The sequence below is a fragment of the Klebsiella sp. 141198 genome, from assembly GCF_050600785.1.
Lineage (GTDB): Bacteria > Pseudomonadota > Gammaproteobacteria > Enterobacterales > Enterobacteriaceae > Klebsiella > Klebsiella aerogenes.
On record NZ_JAQIRM010000004.1, the window covers coordinates 754533 to 773310 of the forward strand.

General features: G+C 59.0%; 18 protein-coding genes. 8 read left to right on the forward strand and 10 right to left on the reverse strand.

Annotated features, from left to right (window positions below; all coding sequences use genetic code 11):
- The first annotated feature begins 79 nt into the window (after nucleotides 1-79).
- Nucleotides 80-1054, forward strand: coding sequence for a porphobilinogen synthase (hemB, locus tag PGR10_RS17505; RefSeq protein ID WP_015704537.1), 975 nt, complete (start codon nucleotides 80-82; stop codon nucleotides 1052-1054).
- A 628-nt stretch (nucleotides 1055-1682) separates the two neighbouring features.
- Nucleotides 1683-3383, forward strand: a complete 1701-nt coding sequence (locus PGR10_RS17510) for a lysophospholipid acyltransferase family protein (protein ID WP_430923839.1) — start codon at nucleotides 1683-1685, stop codon at nucleotides 3381-3383.
- 4 nt (nucleotides 3384-3387) lie between these two features.
- Here PGR10_RS17510 and tauD read toward each other — a convergent pair whose 3' ends face one another.
- The 7 genes from tauD to PGR10_RS17545 form a co-directional block, all read right to left on the reverse strand.
- Entirely contained in the window at nucleotides 3388-4239 is an 852-nt protein-coding gene (gene tauD / locus PGR10_RS17515; protein WP_015704533.1) for a taurine dioxygenase, read from the reverse strand.
- The gene (tauC, locus tag PGR10_RS17520) at nucleotides 4236-5063 is read right to left on the reverse strand and encodes a taurine ABC transporter permease TauC (protein ID WP_020079520.1); all 828 of its coding nucleotides are present in this window, start codon (nucleotides 5061-5063) and stop codon (nucleotides 4236-4238) included. Before tauC ends, tauD begins: the two co-directional genes overlap by 4 nt.
- A complete protein-coding gene (tauB, locus tag PGR10_RS17525; protein ID WP_045380937.1) occupies nucleotides 5060-5827 on the reverse strand; it encodes a taurine ABC transporter ATP-binding subunit in 768 nt (255 codons plus the stop codon). The genes tauC and tauB overlap by 4 nt, the downstream gene beginning before the upstream one ends.
- Nucleotides 5828-5839: 12 nt before the next feature.
- On the reverse strand, nucleotides 5840-6802 hold the full coding sequence (gene tauA, locus PGR10_RS17530; RefSeq protein ID WP_047042419.1) for a taurine ABC transporter substrate-binding protein: 963 nt from the start codon (nucleotides 6800-6802) through the stop codon (nucleotides 5840-5842).
- Nucleotides 6803-7023: 221 nt separating this feature from the next.
- Entirely contained in the window at nucleotides 7024-7956 is a 933-nt protein-coding gene (mmuM, locus tag PGR10_RS17535; protein ID WP_015368104.1) for a homocysteine S-methyltransferase, read from the reverse strand.
- Complete coding sequence (gene mmuP / locus PGR10_RS17540) at nucleotides 7943-9352, reverse strand: S-methylmethionine permease (RefSeq protein WP_113373717.1); 1410 nt, start codon at nucleotides 9350-9352, stop codon at nucleotides 7943-7945. The genes mmuM and mmuP overlap by 14 nt, the downstream gene beginning before the upstream one ends.
- 228 nt (nucleotides 9353-9580) lie before the next feature.
- Nucleotides 9581-9757, reverse strand: a complete 177-nt coding sequence (locus PGR10_RS17545) for a hypothetical protein (RefSeq protein ID WP_015368101.1) — start codon at nucleotides 9755-9757, stop codon at nucleotides 9581-9583.
- A 280-nt stretch (nucleotides 9758-10037) separates the two neighbouring features.
- Between PGR10_RS17545 and PGR10_RS17550 the strand changes: the two genes are divergently transcribed.
- From PGR10_RS17550 to PGR10_RS17565, 4 genes are read left to right on the forward strand one after another with little or no spacing between them, the layout of a single operon-like run.
- On the forward strand, nucleotides 10038-10847 hold the full coding sequence (locus tag PGR10_RS17550; protein WP_430923868.1) for an ABC transporter substrate-binding protein: 810 nt from the start codon (nucleotides 10038-10040) through the stop codon (nucleotides 10845-10847).
- 5 nt (nucleotides 10848-10852) lie between these two features.
- Nucleotides 10853-11671 carry an amino acid ABC transporter ATP-binding protein gene (locus PGR10_RS17555; protein WP_015368099.1) on the forward strand — a complete coding sequence of 273 codons (819 nt, stop codon included), beginning with the start codon at nucleotides 10853-10855 and terminating at the stop codon, nucleotides 11669-11671.
- Nucleotides 11668-12420: an amino acid ABC transporter permease gene (locus PGR10_RS17560; protein WP_162750172.1), complete on the forward strand. Its 753-nt coding sequence runs from the start codon at nucleotides 11668-11670 to the stop codon at nucleotides 12418-12420. Before PGR10_RS17555 ends, PGR10_RS17560 begins: the two co-directional genes overlap by 4 nt.
- The gene (locus PGR10_RS17565) at nucleotides 12410-13114 is read left to right on the forward strand and encodes an amino acid ABC transporter permease (protein WP_213794279.1); all 705 of its coding nucleotides are present in this window, start codon (nucleotides 12410-12412) and stop codon (nucleotides 13112-13114) included. Before PGR10_RS17560 ends, PGR10_RS17565 begins: the two co-directional genes overlap by 11 nt.
- Here PGR10_RS17565 and PGR10_RS17570 read toward each other — a convergent pair.
- Nucleotides 13074-13982 (reverse strand): LysR substrate-binding domain-containing protein, encoded by a 909-nt coding sequence (locus PGR10_RS17570; protein ID WP_213794280.1) that lies wholly within the window; start codon nucleotides 13980-13982, stop codon nucleotides 13074-13076. The genes PGR10_RS17565 and PGR10_RS17570 overlap by 41 nt on opposite strands.
- A 134-nt stretch (nucleotides 13983-14116) precedes the next feature.
- On the opposite strand from PGR10_RS17570, the gene PGR10_RS17575 reads away from it, so the two are divergent.
- Nucleotides 14117-15310, forward strand: coding sequence for an MFS transporter (locus PGR10_RS17575; protein ID WP_430923840.1), 1194 nt, complete (start codon nucleotides 14117-14119; stop codon nucleotides 15308-15310).
- Nucleotides 15311-15321: 11 nt separating this feature from the next.
- Entirely contained in the window at nucleotides 15322-16503 is a 1182-nt protein-coding gene (locus PGR10_RS17580; RefSeq protein WP_430923841.1) for an amidohydrolase, read from the forward strand.
- A gap of 17 nt (nucleotides 16504-16520) precedes the next feature.
- Here the strand turns inward: PGR10_RS17580 and PGR10_RS17585 are convergent, their stop codons facing one another.
- Both PGR10_RS17585 and ecpD read right to left on the reverse strand, forming a co-directional pair.
- Nucleotides 16521-17216 (reverse strand): hypothetical protein, encoded by a 696-nt coding sequence (locus PGR10_RS17585; RefSeq protein ID WP_430923842.1) that lies wholly within the window; start codon nucleotides 17214-17216, stop codon nucleotides 16521-16523.
- Nucleotides 17185-18777: a fimbrial adhesin EcpD gene (gene ecpD, locus PGR10_RS17590; protein WP_430923869.1), complete on the reverse strand. Its 1593-nt coding sequence runs from the start codon at nucleotides 18775-18777 to the stop codon at nucleotides 17185-17187. Before ecpD ends, PGR10_RS17585 begins: the two co-directional genes overlap by 32 nt.
- Between the last annotated feature and the right edge of the window lies 1 nt (nucleotide 18778).

Consider the following 18778-nt stretch of genomic DNA (forward strand, 5'->3'; position numbering starts at 1 on the left):
TTAAGGATCGTTTTGGCGAAACATCCCGCTGTCGTTTGCGGTACACTACCTTCTTTCATTTCACAAAATCAGGCAAACCATGACAGATTTAATCACTCGCCCACGCCGCCTGCGTCAATCCGCCTCGCTGCGCGCCATGTTTGAAGAGACAACACTGAGTTTGAACGACCTGGTGTTGCCGATCTTTGTTGAAGAAGAAATTGACGATTACAAAGCCATCGAAGCGATGCCTGGCGTCATGCGTATTCCGGAAAAACATCTGGCGCGCGAAATTGAGCGCATCGCCAACGCCGGTATTCGTTCAGTGATGACCTTTGGCATCTCCCATCATACCGACGCGACCGGTAGCGATACCTGGAATGAAAACGGTCTGGTGGCGCGCATGACCCGTATCGCCAAACAGGCGGTGCCGGAAATGATCGTCATGTCCGATACCTGCTTCTGCGAATATACCTCGCACGGCCACTGCGGCGTGCTGTGCGAGCACGGCGTCGATAACGATGCGACTCTGGAAAACCTCGGTAAGCAGGCGGTTGTCGCCGCGGCCGCCGGCGCTGATTTCATCGCGCCTTCCGCCGCGATGGACGGCCAGGTACAGGCGATCCGCCGTTCGCTGGATGCCGCAGGCTTTACCAATACCGCAATTATGTCCTACTCGACCAAATTCGCCTCATCGTTCTACGGCCCGTTCCGTGAAGCCGCCGGTACCGCGCTGAAAGGCGATCGTAAAACCTACCAGATGAGCCCGATGAACCGTCGCGAGGCAATCCGCGAGTCGCTGCTCGATGAAGCGCAGGGCGCGGACTGCCTGATGGTTAAACCGGCTGGCGCCTATCTGGATATCCTGCGTGATATCCGCGAGCGCACCGACCTGCCGCTCGGCGCTTATCAGGTCAGCGGCGAGTACGCGATGATCAAATTTGCCGCGCAGGCTGGCGCTATCGACGAAGAGAAAGTGGTGCTGGAAAGCCTTGGCGCAATTAAACGCGCAGGCGCGGACCTGATCTTCAGCTATTTCGCCCTCGATCTGGCCGAGAAAAAAATCCTGCGTTAAACCTTCCCTCTCCCCGGTGGCGCTAACGCTTACCGGGGCTACCAACCAAATTCCAAATCGTAGATATTATTATCAGTTTGCAACTGTTTCATTCCTGGAGAAACGGTTGTTCTATGCTGTTTCCGGGCACATTGCGCTCCCGAAATGTCTTCTGCGTTATGTCTCTCATGGCATAGGGAGCGCACAGGGGGCGGCCAGTCGCCGCCGCCCCCTGTACCCCCGGGCTCTGGCCGCCAAAATCGCCACTTCGTGGTTCCTTCGACTTATCCCTACAGGCTTCGGGTCGGGCCGAGGCAGCGTCCCTGCAAATCACGGCCCTCAGCCCGCATCCATGCGGGCTGCCCCGGCCTGCCGGGAACGTCTCAGCGATTTTGAGGCCACCAACACCGGCAGTTTCAGTAGCCATGGATACAACGGTAGAGCTCTGCAGCGCGCAATGGCACGGACTGTAGGTCGGGTAAGGCGTAGCCGCCACCCGACAAAAAAACGGCGCTGCGGGTCGCCCGGATAAGGCGCATCGCGCCGCTATCCGGGAAACCTCACCTGCTGAGACCGAATCTTCACCGAATTGTAATCTGAACGACATCTGCGCCTTCTACTGTCTGGGCAGGACAGAGGAGGAGTCACTATGTTTAGTCTCGACAACGTTCTCGATGACCTGTGGCCTCAGGCAAGGCCCGCCCCCTGGCAGAAAAAGGTGTTGAAAAAGCTTCTACATGAAGAAGAGTTCCAGCAATTTGCCGCCCGCCATCGTCACCTGAAAGGACTGGATACGGTCGAACAGGTCCTCGAACATCTCAATATCCGCTGCGCTATCCCGGCGCATGACCTTGAACAAATCCCCGAACATGGCCCGTTGGTGATTATCGCCAACCATCCGACCGGAACGCTTGATGGACTCGCTCTGCTCTATGCGGTCTCCCGCGTACGGCGCGATGTCAAAGTCGTCACTAACCGCATGCTGACCCATCTTGAACCGCTGAGCTCGCTGTTTATTCCGGTGGATAATATCAACGGCCGTACCGCCAAAGCGGCGCTGCAGCAGATGGATCAACAGCTTCAGCAGGGCGGCGTGCTGATCTTCTTCCCGGCGGGGGAAGTCTCGCGTCTGACCCGCCGCGGCATCCGTGATAAAAAATGGCATCCCGGCTTCATCAAGCTGGCGGCGAAATACCGCGCGCCGCTGCTGCCGGCCTGGATCCGCGCCCACAACAGCCCGCTGTTCTACGCCAGCGCCCTGCTCTCCGAGAATCTGCCGCTGCTGCTATTAATGCAGCAGATGTTTCGCCGCCGCGATAGCAGCTTGCCGTTACGCATTGGCCAGCAAATCGCGTGGTCATCGTGGCATCAGCCGCCGCTTTCCGCCCGCGAACTGGCGGACCGCTGCTACCGCCACGTCGAGCGCCTCGGTAAAGGACATCCCGGCCTGTTTAAAAGCGAAAGCGCGATCGCCCGCCCGGAAGACCGCGCGCTGCTCAAACGCGAGCTGGCAAAAACCGAATGTCTGGGCAAAACCGCGGACGGTAAGCTGATTTATCTATGGCAGCGCAACGGTCAGGAAGAGGCGCCGCTGCTACGCGAACTGGGCCGTCTGCGGGAGATCGCCTTCCGGGCGGTCGGCGAAGGCAGCGGCAAACGCCGCGATATCGATAGCTACGATGATGACTACCTGCACCTGATTTTATGGGATGAAGAAGATCTGGAGATCGTCGGCGCCTACCGTTTTATGCCTACCGCCATGCAACTGGAAAAACGGGGACTGGAGGGCATCTACAGCTACAGCCTGTTCCACTACGACGCGCGGATGGACGATATTCTGCAGCACGGGATTGAACTGGGGCGCAGCTTCATTCAGCCGCGCTACTGGGGGCGCCGCGGACTGGATTATCTCTGGTCAGGCATCGGCGCCTGGCTGGCGCGTAATCCGCACTATCGCTATCTTTTTGGACCGGTCTCGATTTCCGGCGGCTTGCCGCCCGATGCCCGCGATTTGCTGGTCGCCTTCTACCGCTTATGGTTTCCGGCGACGCATCCGCTGGCCAAATCCCGCCGCCCCTACCCAGCTTCGCTACCCGACGTGCTGGCGCAGTTTGGCGGCAAGGATTACACCGAAGACCTGACGCGGCTGAAGTCGCTGCTCGGTAACCTCGGCTGCGGCATCCCGCCGCTGTATAAACAGTACTCGGAAGTGTGCGAGCCGGGCGGCGTGCAGTTTATCGATTTCGGCAGCGACCCGCACTTTAATCACTGCGTCGATGGGCTGGTACTGGTGGATTTAACCTACCTGAAAGCCAACCGCTACCAGCGCTACATCGGCGCGCATCTCTAGCCGTTTATCCCGCCCGGTAGAACGGCTTATCGCCAAGAATTGTCGCGCGGTGCATGATGCGCCGCTGCGGCAGATAGTCGGCGTTAGCGTAATGCTGCGTCACCCGGTTATCCCAAATCGCCACGTCGTTCGGCTGCCAGCGCCAGCGCACCTGGAATTCCGGTTTAGTGACGTGAGCAAACAGGAAGTTCAGCAGCGCCTCGCTCTCTTTCTCGCTGACATCCACAATGCGGGTGGTAAACCCTTCATTGACAAACAGCGCCTGCTTACCGGTTACCGGATGGGTACGTACCACCGGGTGCAACAGCGGCGGGTTCTTCGCCACCGCCTCGCGCCAGCGCTGATGCTCCGCTTCCGTCTTGTTGTACTTGTACTCCTGGAACGATTTGCGGAAATCGTGCTCCGCGCGTAACCCGCTCAACAGTTGGCGAAACGGTTCAGAGAGCGCCTCCCAGGCGGCAATACCGCTGGTCCACAAGGTATCGCCGCCGGTAGAAGGTAACTCCTTCGCCGCCAGAATCGCCCCTGCCGGCGGCGTGTCGATAAAGGTCACGTCGGTATGCCAGTTATCGTTGTCCGGCGGATTATCGTTATGGGTATCCAGCACGATAATTTCGTCAACGCCCGGCGCATGCGGATAGACCGGATGGATATGCAAATCGCCAAAACGTAACGCCAGATCGCGCTGCTGTTGCGGGGTGATATTTTGCTCGCGCAGGAACACCACCTGATGGCGCAGCACCGCGTGGTATAGCTGCTCAAACTGATTGTCGCTTAACGGACGGGTCAAATCGGCTCCGGCCACCTGCGCGCCAATATACGGTCCCAACGGGGTAATGCTCAGACGTTCACTCATTGTACTTCTCCATGCCAGGGCGTCAGGCGGCGCTGCAACGCGCGCAGTCCCAGTTCCAGAACAAATGCGATTATCGCAATCACCGCGATCCCGGCTAACACCACATCGGTCGCCAGGAATTCACCGGCGGATTGCACCATAAAACCTAAGCCGCGAGTGGCGGCAATCAGCTCCGCCGCCACCAGCGTCGACCAACCGACGCCAAGGCCAATGCGCAGGCCGGTGAGAATTTCCGGCAGCGCGCCCGGTAGGATCACCAGCCACAGCACCTGAGCGCGACTGGCCCCTAAAGACTGCGCGGCGCGAACGCGGACCTGCTGCGCGCTTTTTACCCCCGCCAGCGTCGACATCACTACCGGAGCGAAAATCGCCAGATAGATCAGTAAGATTTTCGGTGTTTCGCCAATGCCGAACCAGATGATCACCAGCGGCAGCCACGCCAGCGGCGGTACCGGACGATACAGTTCGATCAGCGGGTCGAGGATCCCGCGTACCGTTGGGCTCAATCCCATGGCGATCCCCACCGGTACGCCGACGATCGCCGCCAGTACCAGCGCGATGGCGATACGCGTCAGGCTCGCCGCCAGATGCTGCCACAGGGTCGCGTCCATAAAGCCTTGCGGCCCGGCAATGGTCAGTAGCTTCTGCAATACCTGCCACGGCGAGGGTAAAAACAACGGGCTAATCAGCTGCAACGCGGTCACCGCCCACCAGATAGCCAGCAATACTGCCAGCGTCGCTACGCTAAGGGTCAGCTGCCGTGAAAGCGGCCAGCGCCACTTCAGCGCGCGCTGGCGCGGTTTATCATTGAGGACCACGCTCATGAGAAAGCCTCCCGTTGTTCGAACACCCGGCTAAGCACATATTCGCGCTGGGCGATAAATTGCGGATCCGATTTAATGCTGCGGCAGGATTCACCGGCGACAAAACGGCGGCCAAACTCCAGCGGCAGGCGTTCCTGCACCCGCCCCGGCCCCGGCGACAGCAGCACCAGCTCGCTGGCCATAAATACCGCCTCTTCGATATCGTGGGTAATCAACAGCACCTGCTTGCCGGTTTCATGCCACAGGCGCAGCAGCAGGGTTTGCATCTGCTCGCGAGTAAAGGCATCCAGCGCGCCGAAGGGCTCATCCAGCAGCAAAAGCTGCGGATCCGCCGCCAGCGCGCGCGCAATACCGACGCGCTGACGCTGGCCGCCGGAAAGCTGCCAGATAAAGCGTTTTTCCGCCCCCTGCAGGCCGACTTTTTTTAACATCTGCGCGGCGATTTCCCGGCGTTGGGTCTTTTCAACCCCCGCCAGCTGTAATCCCAGCGCGACGTTATCCAGCACGTTGCGCCACGGCAGCAGGCCTTCATTTTGAAACACCACGCCGCGATCGGCGCCCGGCCCGTCGATGCGGCGGCCTTCAAGGGTGATGCTGCCGTGCTGATAGGGCACGAATCCGGCAATCAGGTTCAGCAGCGTGGTTTTGCCGCAGCCGGAGGGGCCCAGCACCACCAGCAGTTCGCCGCTGTCCAGCGTCAGGTTGATATCCGCCAGCGCTGGTTTACCGCCATAATCAGCGGAAAGATGCGAGATTTGCAGCATCAGAGCCTCCTTTTATTTCACGAAACGGTCGGTAACGAACTGGCTATAGTCGGTTCCTGCGGCCGGCACTTTCCCCTGCTCTTTGAGGAATTTCGCGGTATCGATAATCGCCTGGTTCACCGGGCCGTTAAGCTCCTGCGCCTGCTGGGCGGCGGTAAGATAGGTATTGCCTTTGACTAACACCGGTACATCCGCCTCCGGCACGCCGCTCAGTCGCGACAGCTTGCTGAGATTTTCCGGCTGCTTCAGCCACGCATCCGGGTTGGCGATATAGGGCTGCTGCGCGTCGATGGCGCTTTTAGCAAAAGCTTTCACGATTTCCGGATGCTGCTCGGCAAAGTCTTTACGCACGACCCAGACATCCAGGGTCGGCGCGCCCCATTGTCCCACCTGCGCGGAGTCGGTCAGCACCTTACCCTCTTTTTCCAGTTCGTTAACGGCTGGCGCCCACACGTAAGCGCCATCGATATCGCCGCGCTGCCAGGCGGCAATAATCGCCGGCGGCTGCAGGTTGATAATCTGTACCTGGCCCGGTTTGATTCCCCAATGTTTCAGCGCGGAAAGCAGGCTGTAGTGGGTGGTCGAAATAAACGGTACCGCAATGCGTTTGCCAATCAGATCTTCCGGCTTAGTGATATCTTTCTTCACCACCAGCGCTTCGGAATTACCAAGCTTTGAGGCCAGCAGGAACACTTCAATCGGTACCTGCTGAGTGGCGGCCACCGCCAGCGGGCTGGAACCGAGGTTGCCGATTTGCACATCGCCTGAGGCCAGCGCGCGTACGATGCTGGAGCCGCTGTCGAATTTACGCCAGTCAACGGTAGCGCCGCTGGCTTTGGCGAAGGTGTTGTCCGCCTGGGCGACTTTCGCCGGTTCAGCGGAGGTTTGATAGGCGACGGTGACGTTAACCGCCTGAGCCTGGAAGGCAGCGAAAGCCAGCGCCGCCAGAAGAGTAATTCGCGATGTGAATGCCATAGTGTCTGCTTCCCCTTAGTTGTTATGGGTGCAGTATTTCCGGCATCAGCGTGGAGATGAAGTAATTAAAAATTCTGCCTAATAGCGAATCGTTTTTAGAAGAAAATCGGGATTAGATAGTTAAAAACAGGGATTAAAGAAATGGGTTCCCCCGGCTCGCGGTACTGGTAGCCCGGATCAGGCGCGGAGCGCCGCCATCCGGGGGGAAAGAAATACAGGTGTTAGCGGCCCGCCGCCAGCGCGGCGATATCCTGCGGCGTGGTGCGACAGCAGCCGCCAATCAGCCTGGCGCCAGCCGCCAGCCACTGCGGCAGATAGGCCGCAAGCGTCGCGCAGGCTTCGCCGTGATGATGCCAGGTCTTGGTCAGCGCATCATAGTGCTCGCCGGAGTTAGGATAGACCACCAGCGGCAGCGACGTCAGACTGTGCAGGTGCTGCAGCGCGGCGGTGGTATTTTCCAGCGCGATACAGTTAATCCCCAGCGCCAGCACCTGAGGATTATCGGCCAATACCGCAACAACCTCGCGCAGCGGCGTGCCGTCACTGAGATGTTCGGCATCGCGCAGGGTCAACGAGAACCAGGCGCGGGCGCGCGGGTAGTCACGCAGCAGCGCCGCCAGCGCCGTGATTTCGGCAAACGACGGCAACGTTTCACAGGCCAGTAGATCCGCCCCGGCATCCAGCAGCGCTTCGACGCGCGGGCGGTGGAACGCCTGAAACGCCTCCGCGCTGCGCTGATAATCGCCGCGATACTCAGAGCCATCCGCCAGATAAGCGCCATATGGCCCGACCGACCCGGCCACCAGCAGCGTTCCCGCCTGCGGGTTTTCCGCCAGATACGCCTCGCGGGCTTTACGCGCCAGCTCGACGCTTTTACCTATCAGCGCCTTCGACTGCGCCTCATCCAGTCCGCGGGCGGCAAAGCCTGCCGGTGTTGCCTGATAGCTGGCGGTGATCGCCACCTGTGCGCCAGCGCGGAAATAGTCGAGATGCACATCGCGGATCAGCTGCGGGTTTTCCAGCAGTACCTTCGCCGACCATAAACTATCGGCCAGATTGCAGCCGCGCGCTTCCAGCTCCGTCGCCATCGCGCCATCCAGCAGCACGAACGGTTGCGTTTCAAGGATAGCGGTTAGCGGATTATTCTGCGGCATGTTGCGGCTCCTGAGTTAATTTCCGTGTACGAGTCAGATAGTAAGCACCATAACACAGCGCGACGAACGGGATCCCGCACCACAGCGCAATACGCTGGCTTGGGTCAAAGGCCAGCCCCACGCAGGCCACCAGGCAGAGGACAAACCCCAGCGCCGGCACCAGCGGATACCACGGCGCGCGATAGTGCAGCTCGCTTAACGCTTTGCCCTGCTGCAGATGGCGGCGGCGGAAGACAAAATGCGACGCGCAGATGCTCAGCCATACCGCGACCACCGCAAAACCGGAAATCGCCGACAGCGCAACAAACACCGTATCCGGCGCGACTACGCTGGAAAATAGCGCCAGCACGCCGCCCAGCATGCTCACCGACAGCGCGGTTAGCGGCACGCCGCGTTTATTCACTTTGGCAAAGCAGGCTGGCAACGTCTTCTCATTTGATAGCGACCACAGCATCCGTCCGGAGGCATACAGGCCGGAGTTGGCCGCCGACAAAATCGCGGTCAGGATCACGAAGTTAAAAATATCCGCCGCATAAGGAATACCGACCTTTTCAAACACCAGTACGAACGGACTTTTTTCCACCCCCGCCTGCTGCATCGGGATCAGCGCCGCGAGCACGAAAACGGTGCCGATAAAGAAAATAATCAGCCGGGCAATAGTGGTGCGGATCGCGACCGGTATCACCTGATGCGGGTTTTGCGTCTCGCCGGCGGCGATGCCGATAAGTTCGGTGCCCGAGAAAGCGAAGTTCACCGCCACCATGGTCATCAGGATCGGCAGGCCGCCATGAGGGAACCAGCCTTCGGCGGTGATGTTATGCAGCCCCGGCGCCGGTGAACCGTCAGTCAGCGGAATAAAGCCGAAGATGGCCGCGCCGCCGAGAATAATAAAAGCAATGATGGTGATCACTTTGACCAGCGAGAACCAGAATTCGCCTTCGGCAAAGAAGCGGGTAGAGATAACATTCAGGGCGAAAATCACCGCGCAGAAAATCACGCACCAGACCCACACCGGCACCTGCGGGAACCAGTACTGCATACAGAATCCGGCGGCGGTAAAGCTCGAGCCGAGCGCCACGGTCCAGGTCAGCCAGTAGAGCCACGCCACGGTATAGCCGGTCGCCGGGCCAAGATAACGCGCGGCATACACGTGAAAGGCGCCGGTTTCCGGCATCGCCACCGACAGTTCGCCAAGACACTGCATCACCAGCCAGACCACCAGCGCGCCGATCAGATACGCCAGCAGCGTGCCCGCCGCGCCGGTGGTCGAGATAATATAGCCGGTATTGAAGAATAACCCTGTGCCAATGACGCCGCCCAGCGAGAGCATAATCAGGTGGCGCGTTTTCATGGTGCGCTTAAGTTGCCCACCTTGTTGTTGTGATGTTGTTTGCATATTGCCTTCTTTATGTATGGACGTCTAAACATCCAAATGAAGGTCATTTATACCGTGACGGCGGGGAAATTGCAAAACGGGGAGGGAAAAAACAGGACCAACAGGCTTTGGGGACCGGGTTTAAAGCTGCTTGGGCTGCGGAGCCTCTCCTTTTTACCGCAACCGCAAGCAGCCTTCGGCTACACAGAGCACACCTCGTTCCAGTAGGCTTCGCGCGTCCAGCGCCGCTCAGTATGTTTTGTCATGGCGAAACCACCGGGTTTCCACGTTGCCGAGATCCACGCCATACAGGCTGGCGACCGGCAAGATCGCCTCCATCATCCGTTGACCATCTTGCTGCCCGGCTTCTCCGTTAGATAAAAAAGCCAGCCAGCCGGTAATCCGTTGCCACAGCGCTACTTTCATTTCTCCTCCATCGGTCGGGTTTGCGTTGTTGTTATTTCAACCACAATCGCCGACGGGCGGGAAATATCAATTCCGAATTTGTAATCCTGGAAGATGCATATTCGCCGCTGCGCTTCGGTGACTAACCCCTTCCTGTAAAAGCGATTTGGTTAACAGCAATACCCCCATTTTTATTAAGAGATTTTGGTTATAGATAAGAATTTTTTCTTCTTTGCCGGACGAGGCGCTTTTGTGGGAGCGTGATAAACACAAAACAAAACAGGGATTCAGGGGAATGATGATGCATAAAACTTATACCAAAATCGCTTTTGCGCTGGGCGCGCTGCTGCTGGCCACCCAGGCGCAGGCCGACCAGTTAGCCGATATCAAAGCCGCCGGGGTGGTGAAGGTCGCCACCTTCGACGCCAACCCGCCGTTTGGTTCCGTGGATGCTAAAACCCATCAGCTGGTGGGTTACGACGTCGATTTCGCGCAAGCTCTGGCAAAATCTCTTGGCGTCAAGCTTGAGCTGGTGGCCACTAACCCGGCTAACCGTATTCCGCTGTTGCAGTCCGGTAAGGCCGACCTGATCGTCGCCGATATCACCATTACCCCGGAGCGCGCGCAGGTAATTGATTTCTCAACGCCCTACTTTGTGACCGGCCAGCAGTTCCTGGTTCCGGCTAAGTCGCCGGATAAACTGGATGACTACAGCAAAGCGCGCATCGGCGCGGTAAAAGGTACCACCGGCGAACAGGCGCTGCACCAGCGCTTCCCGCAGTCGCGGGTACTCTCCTATGACGATATTCCATTGGCGCTGACCGCCCTGCGAAACGGCAACGTGCAGGCGATTACCCAGGACAGCACCATTCTCGCCGGGCTGCTGGCGGGCGCGCCGGATAAAGCCAACTTTAAAATTCTGCCGGACCTGCTGAGCAAAGAAGAGATTGGCGTCGGCGTGAAAAAAGGCGAACCGGCGCTGCTGAAAGCGGTAAACGACGAGCTGGTTAAGCTGGAAAAATCCGGCCAGGCGGCGAAAATCTACGACACCTGGTTTGGCCCTGGCACCGCCTCTCCGCAGCCGCGCGCCTTTACCATAGAAGCGAAATAACCCTGATGTTTTCCGCCTTATTTTCACGCTCCGCGGCTTCAGCCGCGGATTTCTCGCATCTGCAGCAGGCCAGTATTACCTTTCGCGACGTGGTTAAACGCTACGGCGATCATCAGGTACTTAACGGCGTTAATTTAACGGTCAATCCCGGCGAAGTGGTGGCGATCCTCGGGCCATCAGGATCGGGTAAATCAACGCTGATCCGCCTGATCAACCAGCTTGAATCGTTAAGCGGCGGCGAGATCCTCATCGATGGCAAACCGACCCGCCGCCTGACCGGCAGCGCGCTGCGCCAATTGCGCAGCCGGGTCGGCTTCGTTTTTCAGCAGTTCAATCTCTACGCTCACCTGACGGCGCAGGAGAATATTACCCTCGCGCTGGAGCGCGTGCACGGCTGGCAACACGATGCCGCCCAAAAGCGGGCGCTGGAATTACTCACCCAGGTCGGTCTCACGGATAAAGCGCGGCAGATGCCCGCTCAGCTCTCCGGCGGCCAGCAGCAGCGCGTCGCCATCGCCCGCGCCCTTGCCTCCTCGCCGCAAATCATCCTGTTCGATGAACCGACCTCGGCGCTGGATCCGGAGATGATCGGCGAAGTGCTGCAGGTGATGAAAGCCCTGGCCCACAGCGGCATCACCATGGTGGTGGTCACTCACGAGATGCAGTTTGCCCGCGAAATCGCCGATCGGGTGGTGTTTATCGACGGTGGCGAAATCCTCGAAACCGCGCCGCCGGCGGAATTTTTCGCCCGCCCGCAGCATGCGCGTACCCGCCGTTTTCTGCAGAAGGTGCTCGACCCGCTGCATCAGGAGAGCATTGAGTGATGGCGATTCTCGACTGGCATGGCGTACTTAGCGGCCAGCCGCTACAGTGGATTATCTCCGGTTTTCTCACTACCGTCTGGGTCAGCGTGGCCGGGATACTGCTGGCCACCGCGCTGGCGGTGCTGCTGCTGGCCCTGCGTCTCGGCGGCGGACGCCCCGGCCGCTGGCTGGTGGCGGCGTGGGTATCGCTGTTTCGCAATACGCCGCTGCTGGTTCAACTGCTGTTCTGGTACTTCGCCGCCTGGAACCTGCTGCCGCTGGCGGCGCGCGATTTTATCAACGACTCCCATAGCTGGTCGATTCTACCGGGCGACGTCTGGTGGCTGACGCCGGAATTTCTCTGCTCAATGTGGGGGCTCGGCGTATTTACCTCGGCATTTCTGGTGGAGGAGATTGCCGCCGGACTGCGCGCCGTCAGCCACGGCCAGCGCGAAGCGGCGCTGTCGCAGGGATTTAGCCCGTGGGGGGAATTACGTTTTATTCTGCTACCGCAGGGGCTGGCCAACGCCTGGCAACCGATTGTCGGCCAGTACCTGAACCTGATGAAACTCTCTTCGCTGGCCAGCGGTATCGGCTTTGCCGAACTCACCTATCAGGTGCGGCAAATCGAAAGCTATAACGCCCACGCGCTGGAGGCCTTTGCTATCGGCACCGCACTGTATCTGGCGCTGGGTATCGCTATGGGGCTGGCGCTGACGCGCTTCGGTCCGGGATATCGTCAGCCACGGAGCGCACAACATGAACGCTAACCTCGCGGTGATCGCCGACAACCTTGATTATCTGCTGTGGGGACGGCTGGCGGAAGGCCAACCCGGCGGCGTGGCGCTCACCTTACTGATGGCCATCGGTGCAACCGCGCTGGCGCTACCGGGTGGGATCCTGCTGGCCTGCGCCGCCTGGCGCTACGGCGGAGCGGTCCGTCGTCTGCTGTTCCTGTGGGCGGAAATTATTCGCGGTATCCCGCTGATCTTCGTTATTTTTTGGCTATGGTATCTGCTGCCGATGATGACCGGCGGCGATCTGCCGGGCGCGGTGACGGTCACGCTGGCGTTGGCGTGGTTCACCGCCGCCTCGGTGATGCACTCGGTGCTGGCGGGGCTGCGCGCCCTGCCCGGCGGCCAGCATGAAGCGGCGCTGACGCAGGGATTCGCCCCCGGCCAGACGCTACGCTTAATCCTGCTGCCGCAGGCGCTGCGCAACGTCCAGCCGTCGCTGGTCGGCATTTTTATCGGCCTGCTGAAAGACACCTCGCTGGCGTTTATCGTCAACGTGCCGGAACTCACCACCGTCGCCGGGCAGGTCAATAACCGGGTGCAAATCTATCCGCTGGCGATATTCGTCTTTACCGGCGCGGTTTACTATTTGCTGTGCTGCGCCCTCAGCCAGCTGGCGAGCCGCCGTTTTACCAGGCGTAGCGCTGACAGGCGCTTCGCAGTCGATTGAGAAACAGCCGGGCATTGGCGGTGAGCGCCGATTTTTGCGACCATACCGCGCAATACTGCGCCGCCGGGAGCGTGGATACCGGCAGCGTGACCAGCTTATCGCCAAGCTGCAGCGGCTGGCTCATGGCGCGCGCGACGATGGTCAGATAATCGGATTCCAGTACCATCTGCAAGCCGACAATCACCGAGTCGGTGCGCAGCGGGGTAATCGACACCTGGCGATAAAAGTGAATCAGCTCGTTTTGTAGCTGCTGATAGTAACCCATCGGCGACTCCGGCAGCAGCCAGCGGGCTTTACGCAGCGCCAGCAGATCGCTCTCCTGGGCCAGCGGATGCCCCTTGCGCGCGATGACGCAGAACGGCGCGGTAAACAGCGGTTCCAGCATCACCCCTTCCGGCGGATGCATCGGGTCGACCGAACCGATCGCCAGGTCAATCTCTCCGCTGCGGACACCCGGCAGCAGCGACGAAAGCTGCCCCTCTTTCACCGTCATCTGTACCTGCGGCAGCGCTTGCTTAAATCCTTCGGCCACCTGCGGAAACACCGTCAGGGCTATCAGCGACGAAAAACCGACCGTCAGCCGACCGTGGGTGACATGGTTTATCTGTTCCACCTCATCCGCCGCGCGCCGCAGCTCCTCCAGCACCCACTCCGCGCGCTGTAAGAAAGCGATTCCCGCTTCGGTCAGGGCGACGCCTTCTTTGCTGCGCAGAAAAAGTTGCGTGCCGAGGATTTGCTCCAGCTCACGTAATGTCCGGCTCAGCGCCGGCTGCGATTGCCCCAGTTCACGCGCCGCCGAGCGGATGCTGCCGCTACGCGCCACCTGCCGTAGCGCCTGCAGCTGGTTCAATTTGGGAAGATATTTCACCGCTCACCCCTATCAGAAAAAAGCATCACCTATAGAAAAATTATATCTTCCCGCCGCGCGGGTAAAGCCTGAGGATGCAGTGGGGGAATTCCCCACGACAACACATGCAACCATGAGACACCGGGCGGAAAAAAATGAAAAGTCAGTCTCAGATGATCTTCTTACTGTTTATCGGCTACGTAGTCGTTTACATCGACAAAACCGTCACCGGCTTCGCGCTGCTGCCTATCGAAAAGGAGTTCGGCCTCAATGCCGAACAGCTGGGCTACATTACCGGCATCTTTTTTCTCGCCTATTCGCTGTTTCAGGTGCCGGCGGGCTGGCTTAACGATCGCATTGGCTACAAAACGATGCTGGTGCTGTCGCTGGCGGCGCTGGGGCTATTCGCGCTGTGCTTCGGCCTGCTGGGAGCGAGCTTCGGCCTGCTGCTGCTGTTCCGCTTTCTGTCGGGCGTCGGCCACTCCGGCTATCCCTGCTCCTGCGCCAAGGCGGTGGTAAGCAACTTCACTCTTGAACAACGTACCTTCGCCCAATCGATATTGCTGTCGTCAGCGGGACTGGCGATGACCATTGGGCCGATTATCGCCGTTAACGCGCTGGCGCTGCTCGGCTGGCATCTGTCGTTTACCGTACTGGGGATCGTTGCCTGCGCTATCGCCCTGCTGATCGCCCTGCGCGTGCCGCGCCGACAGCCGACGGCGATGGTCGCGAAACAGAGCGCCGCTGGCGCCGCCCTGTGGCGTAACCCCACGGTTATCCTGCTCTTTCTGGCTATTTTTTGCGTCAATATTCCCAGCTATGGCCTGATGGCCTGGCTGCCGAAGTTTTTTGTTCAGAGTATGGGGATGTCGCTGTCTGCATCCGGCTACGTGGTGGCCGCGGGCGGTCTGGGGATCTGGATCTCATCGCTGGGTACCGGCTGGCTGGTGGGTAAATATTTTCTCAATCGCGAACCGCTGGTGATTGCTATTAGCGCGCTAATCAGCGCCGTGGCGATCTTCGCTATCTTCCATGCCCGGACGCCGCTGACCGCCAGCCTGCTGCTGTTTATCGGCGAAATTTTCCTGATGTCGACCTTCGTCACCGCCTTTACCCTGCCGATGAAGCGCCTGCCGGAAAATATGATGGGCTCGGCCATCGGTCTGATTAATACCGGCGGTACTCTCGGCGGCTTTGTCTCGCCGATCGTCATTGGCTATCTGGTGGAGAAAACCCACGGTTACGCCAGCGCTTTCCTGTTTCTTTCACTGGCGATGGTTTGCTCCGCGCTGGCGGTGCTGCCGCTCATGAAACGTAAAACCGTCGTCAGTCAGCCCGTTATTGATTGAAGGAGTCACTGATGCATCACGCCACTGAACAATTCATTTCCGCCGCGGCCGAGGAAGCGCTGCGCTGGCGTCGCCATATCCACGCCCATCCGGATCTGTCGTTTAACGAGAAGCCGACCGCCGATTACATCGCCCGCGAGCTGGCGCTATTTTCCGGTCTCGAGATAAGCCGCCCGCTGGAAAATAGCGTGATTGCCGTACTGCGCGGCGCGCATCCGGGCCCGATGTGGGCGCTGCGTGCCGATATCGATGCCCTGCCGCTCCAGGAAGAGAGCGGAGAAGCATTCTGCTCAACGAAGCCCGGCGTAATGCACGCTTGCGGTCACGACGCGCATACCGCGATGCTGATGGGGGCGGCGAAAGTCTTGTGCCAGCTTCGCGAACAGCTGCACGGCAGCATTAAATTCATCTTCCAGCCCGCGGAAGAGGTGCCGCCGGGCGGCGCGCGTGAGCTGGTTGAGCTGGGCGTGGTTGACGATGTCGAACATATTTTCGGCCTGCATGTTTTCCCCACCAGCCCGGTTGGCGTGATTACCCTGAAAGAGGGGGTGTACGTCGCTTCCAGCGATAACTTTGATATCACCATTCGCGGCAAAGGCGGCCACGGCTCGATGCCGCAGCACTGTATCGATCCGGTGACCATCGGCGCGGAAGTGGTCGGCGCGCTGCAGCAGATCGTCGCCCGCCATATCGACCCGGCCAACGCGCCGGTGCTAACTATCGCCACTTTTCAGGCCGGCGATAGCTATAACGTGATTCCCGACAGCGCGCGCCTGGCCGGGACGCTGCGTACCCATAGCCAGCAGGTGCGCGAGGCGGTACCGCCGCTGATGGCGCGGATTATCGACGGCATCACCGCCGCCCACGGCGCCAGCTACGAAATCAAATGGCAGCAGGGCTATGCGGTGGGCAACAACCACGACGCCACCAATCATATCGCCCGCGAAGCCATAGCCCGCCACTTCCCGGCAGGCACGCTGCAGCTGCAGGATAAGGCGCTATTCGGCAGCGAGGATTTCTCCTCCTATCAGGAGAGAATCCCCGGAACCTTCCTGTTTATCGGCTGCGGCAATGCGCAAAAAGGGGCGACGTGGAACGTGCACAATCCGCATTTTCGCATCGACGAAGATGCGCTGGCGGTCGGCATCAAGACCCATATCGCGCTGGTGAGTCAGTTGCTGAACGAGGAATAATTCAGGCGATTGCCCGGCTATTTCACCGGGCAATCATTGCTGATTTTAATAAATTTCTCGTTATAGATAATGTAGTGGTTGCCGGGCTTACGCAGCGACGGCTGGCGAACGACATCGCCGGGGCGCAGATACCAGGCGTCACCTTCCTCTTCCGTGGTGTCGCATCCCGGTTTGATCAGCAGCTTAAACCAGGTATTGCCGGTATTACTGACGCTTCCCGCCGCTTTATCGAACGCCCATTTAAACTGAACCTGCCGCGGACGCACCACCAGAATGGTATCCATCACCACCACCGGCTCCATGCTGATCTGCCCGCCCGCCGGGGCGCGCATCACCAGGTTGCGGGTGGGAATTTCACGAAACGAGACCCGATAGTAGCGTTCGCGGTTATCCTTCGGGCCGTGATAATAGAACTTAAAATATTCGCTTTCGCCCGCCTGCAGCGTCAGTTGGCGCGGGGCGAATAGCAGTTCGCCGTCCGCCGGGCGGGCACGAACCTCACGGCCGCCGGGCCGGTCGATGCCAACGATCGACACCCGATATAGCCGCGCACTTTTATTGTTGTTGATAACTCTCTTCGCCGCAAACTCAGCGTCAGAGGCCAGCGAAAAGGTCAGATTACCGACAGAAATCGCCTGCGCCAGCGGCGCAGCCAGCAGCCACAGGCTCGCCAGCGCCAGCTTAATTAATGTTACGCCACGTCGCCTGGACATGAATCTCTCCTGAAGCGCTGACCTCGCCAAACCAGCCGTTGTCGGTGATGGTGCGCAGCGAGATAGGATCGTCCATAGCAATCGAGAAGCGCACCGTTGTTTTATCCATCTGCCCCACATCGCCGGAAATATCAGTCCACGGCGTGGTCAGCCATAGCGCATCGGTCATGTCGTGCCAGCTATCGTCGCAGCCTGCGTCGTAACTTTTCGTCGCCCCGCTTTGGATAATGAAAGAGAGCGACGCCGGGAATGGCACCTGCGCGGTACCGTCCGCCGAGCTGAACAGACAATACGAGCGCCCGCCAATCGCCTGTGCCGGACCGGTCACTTTAATCAACACCTCATCGGCGGCGGTTTTGCCACTGGTGGTGACGATGTAGCCGAAATCCAGCGCCGGTTCGCCGCTGCCGACGTAACCCTCACGCGTAGGCGCCGAGGTGTACTCATCGGAGATAATGCTAATGCTGAAATCACGCGGTTTGATAATCAGGCTATTGGATGTCGAGAATTCATACCAGCCGGATTCCGGCGAAGTGGTGTTATAAAAACGGAAGTTAAACAAGTCTTTGGTGTTAATGTCGCTAATGCCCAACGCCACCATCTGCTTGAAAAAGTTACTGGAGAAAAAGACGTAAATAGAATCAGAGCTCTTCATCTCGTTGAAAGTGTAATACTGCAGAATGCCGTTGACCGGTTTCCATGAGTTACCGTCAAGGCTGAACTGCATATCGTAGTTACCTACTGCCGATGCCAGCGCAGAGTTACTGATAGCCGGGAAAATGTGAATCGAACTGTTGCTTAACCCATTAGTCTGCAGCGTATAGTTAACCATTTTGCAGCTTAAACCGGAGCGAGAACCAATCGTTTGTGTACGGCAATCGGCATTGCCTTCACCCAGCGTGGGCACGCCGTCGCTGTTGATAAACACTTCCGCCAGTGAGTGGGTGTTTATCAGGCGTAAGTGCCCCGCTTTGGTATGGGTTACGTCACGGATATACCAGGTACCTGACGCCTGATCTTTACAACGCTCGCCTTTGCTCGCATCGTAAGCGACCGATGTCTGACAGGAATTAATCGTCATCGTAAAACTACCGCCGATCGGCATCTGCTGCAGGTATTGATAAAAGGCATCGGACATCATCCCGTGCCGCCATTTCGTCCCGCTCCCCGTTGAGACGCCGTAAAATCCATTAGCATCGGTTGACTGGGGTAAAATCAGGCTGGTTGCCAGGTCGCATCCCGAGTACCAGTTAATACACCGTAAACCCAGTAAAGGGTGAGAGACCGGCGCATTCTCCAGCCACATATCAAACCGGTAATTAGCGGAGATCCCATGGTTGTGACCATCATCGATATAACCCAGACTGACCTGACGGTACGCGGTATCGCCAGAACCGGTTGATTTTAACCCGGTCCAGCGGTTTGAGCCGGTCAGGCGGGGATCCAGCGCGCCGCCAGGGGTGACAAAGAAGTTGTCATCAGAGTTGTTCTCGACAAAGACAAATTCGCGCGCCGGAGCAGCGGCTTCAGAATATTTTGTCACCGCCGCATCAGCGTTCATC

Coding starts and splice junctions, on each gene's coding strand:
- tauB (WP_045380937.1), bottom strand. CDS start 5,827: ATGCTGCAAATCTCGCATCTTTCCGCTGATTATGGCGGTAAACCAGCG.
- PGR10_RS17575 (WP_430923840.1), top strand. CDS start 14,117: ATGAAAAGTCAGTCTCAGATGATCTTCTTACTGTTTATCGGCTACGTA.
- PGR10_RS17565 (WP_213794279.1), top strand. CDS start 12,410: ATGAACGCTAACCTCGCGGTGATCGCCGACAACCTTGATTATCTGCTG.
- ecpD (WP_430923869.1), bottom strand. CDS start 18,777: ATGAACGCTGATGCGGCGGTGACAAAATATTCTGAAGCCGCTGCTCCG.
- PGR10_RS17585 (WP_430923842.1), bottom strand. CDS start 17,216: ATGTCCAGGCGACGTGGCGTAACATTAATTAAGCTGGCGCTGGCGAGC.
- tauD (WP_015704533.1), bottom strand. CDS start 4,239: ATGAGTGAACGTCTGAGCATTACCCCGTTGGGACCGTATATTGGCGCG.
- PGR10_RS17580 (WP_430923841.1), top strand. CDS start 15,322: ATGCATCACGCCACTGAACAATTCATTTCCGCCGCGGCCGAGGAAGCG.
- tauC (WP_020079520.1), bottom strand. CDS start 5,063: ATGAGCGTGGTCCTCAATGATAAACCGCGCCAGCGCGCGCTGAAGTGG.
- hemB (WP_015704537.1), top strand. CDS start 80: ATGACAGATTTAATCACTCGCCCACGCCGCCTGCGTCAATCCGCCTCG.
- mmuP (WP_113373717.1), bottom strand. CDS start 9,352: ATGCAAACAACATCACAACAACAAGGTGGGCAACTTAAGCGCACCATG.
- PGR10_RS17550 (WP_430923868.1), top strand. CDS start 10,038: ATGCATAAAACTTATACCAAAATCGCTTTTGCGCTGGGCGCGCTGCTG.
- PGR10_RS17510 (WP_430923839.1), top strand. CDS start 1,683: ATGTTTAGTCTCGACAACGTTCTCGATGACCTGTGGCCTCAGGCAAGG.
- mmuM (WP_015368104.1), bottom strand. CDS start 7,956: ATGCCGCAGAATAATCCGCTAACCGCTATCCTTGAAACGCAACCGTTC.
- PGR10_RS17545 (WP_015368101.1), bottom strand. CDS start 9,757: ATGAAAGTAGCGCTGTGGCAACGGATTACCGGCTGGCTGGCTTTTTTA.
- PGR10_RS17555 (WP_015368099.1), top strand. CDS start 10,853: ATGTTTTCCGCCTTATTTTCACGCTCCGCGGCTTCAGCCGCGGATTTC.
- tauA (WP_047042419.1), bottom strand. CDS start 6,802: ATGGCATTCACATCGCGAATTACTCTTCTGGCGGCGCTGGCTTTCGCT.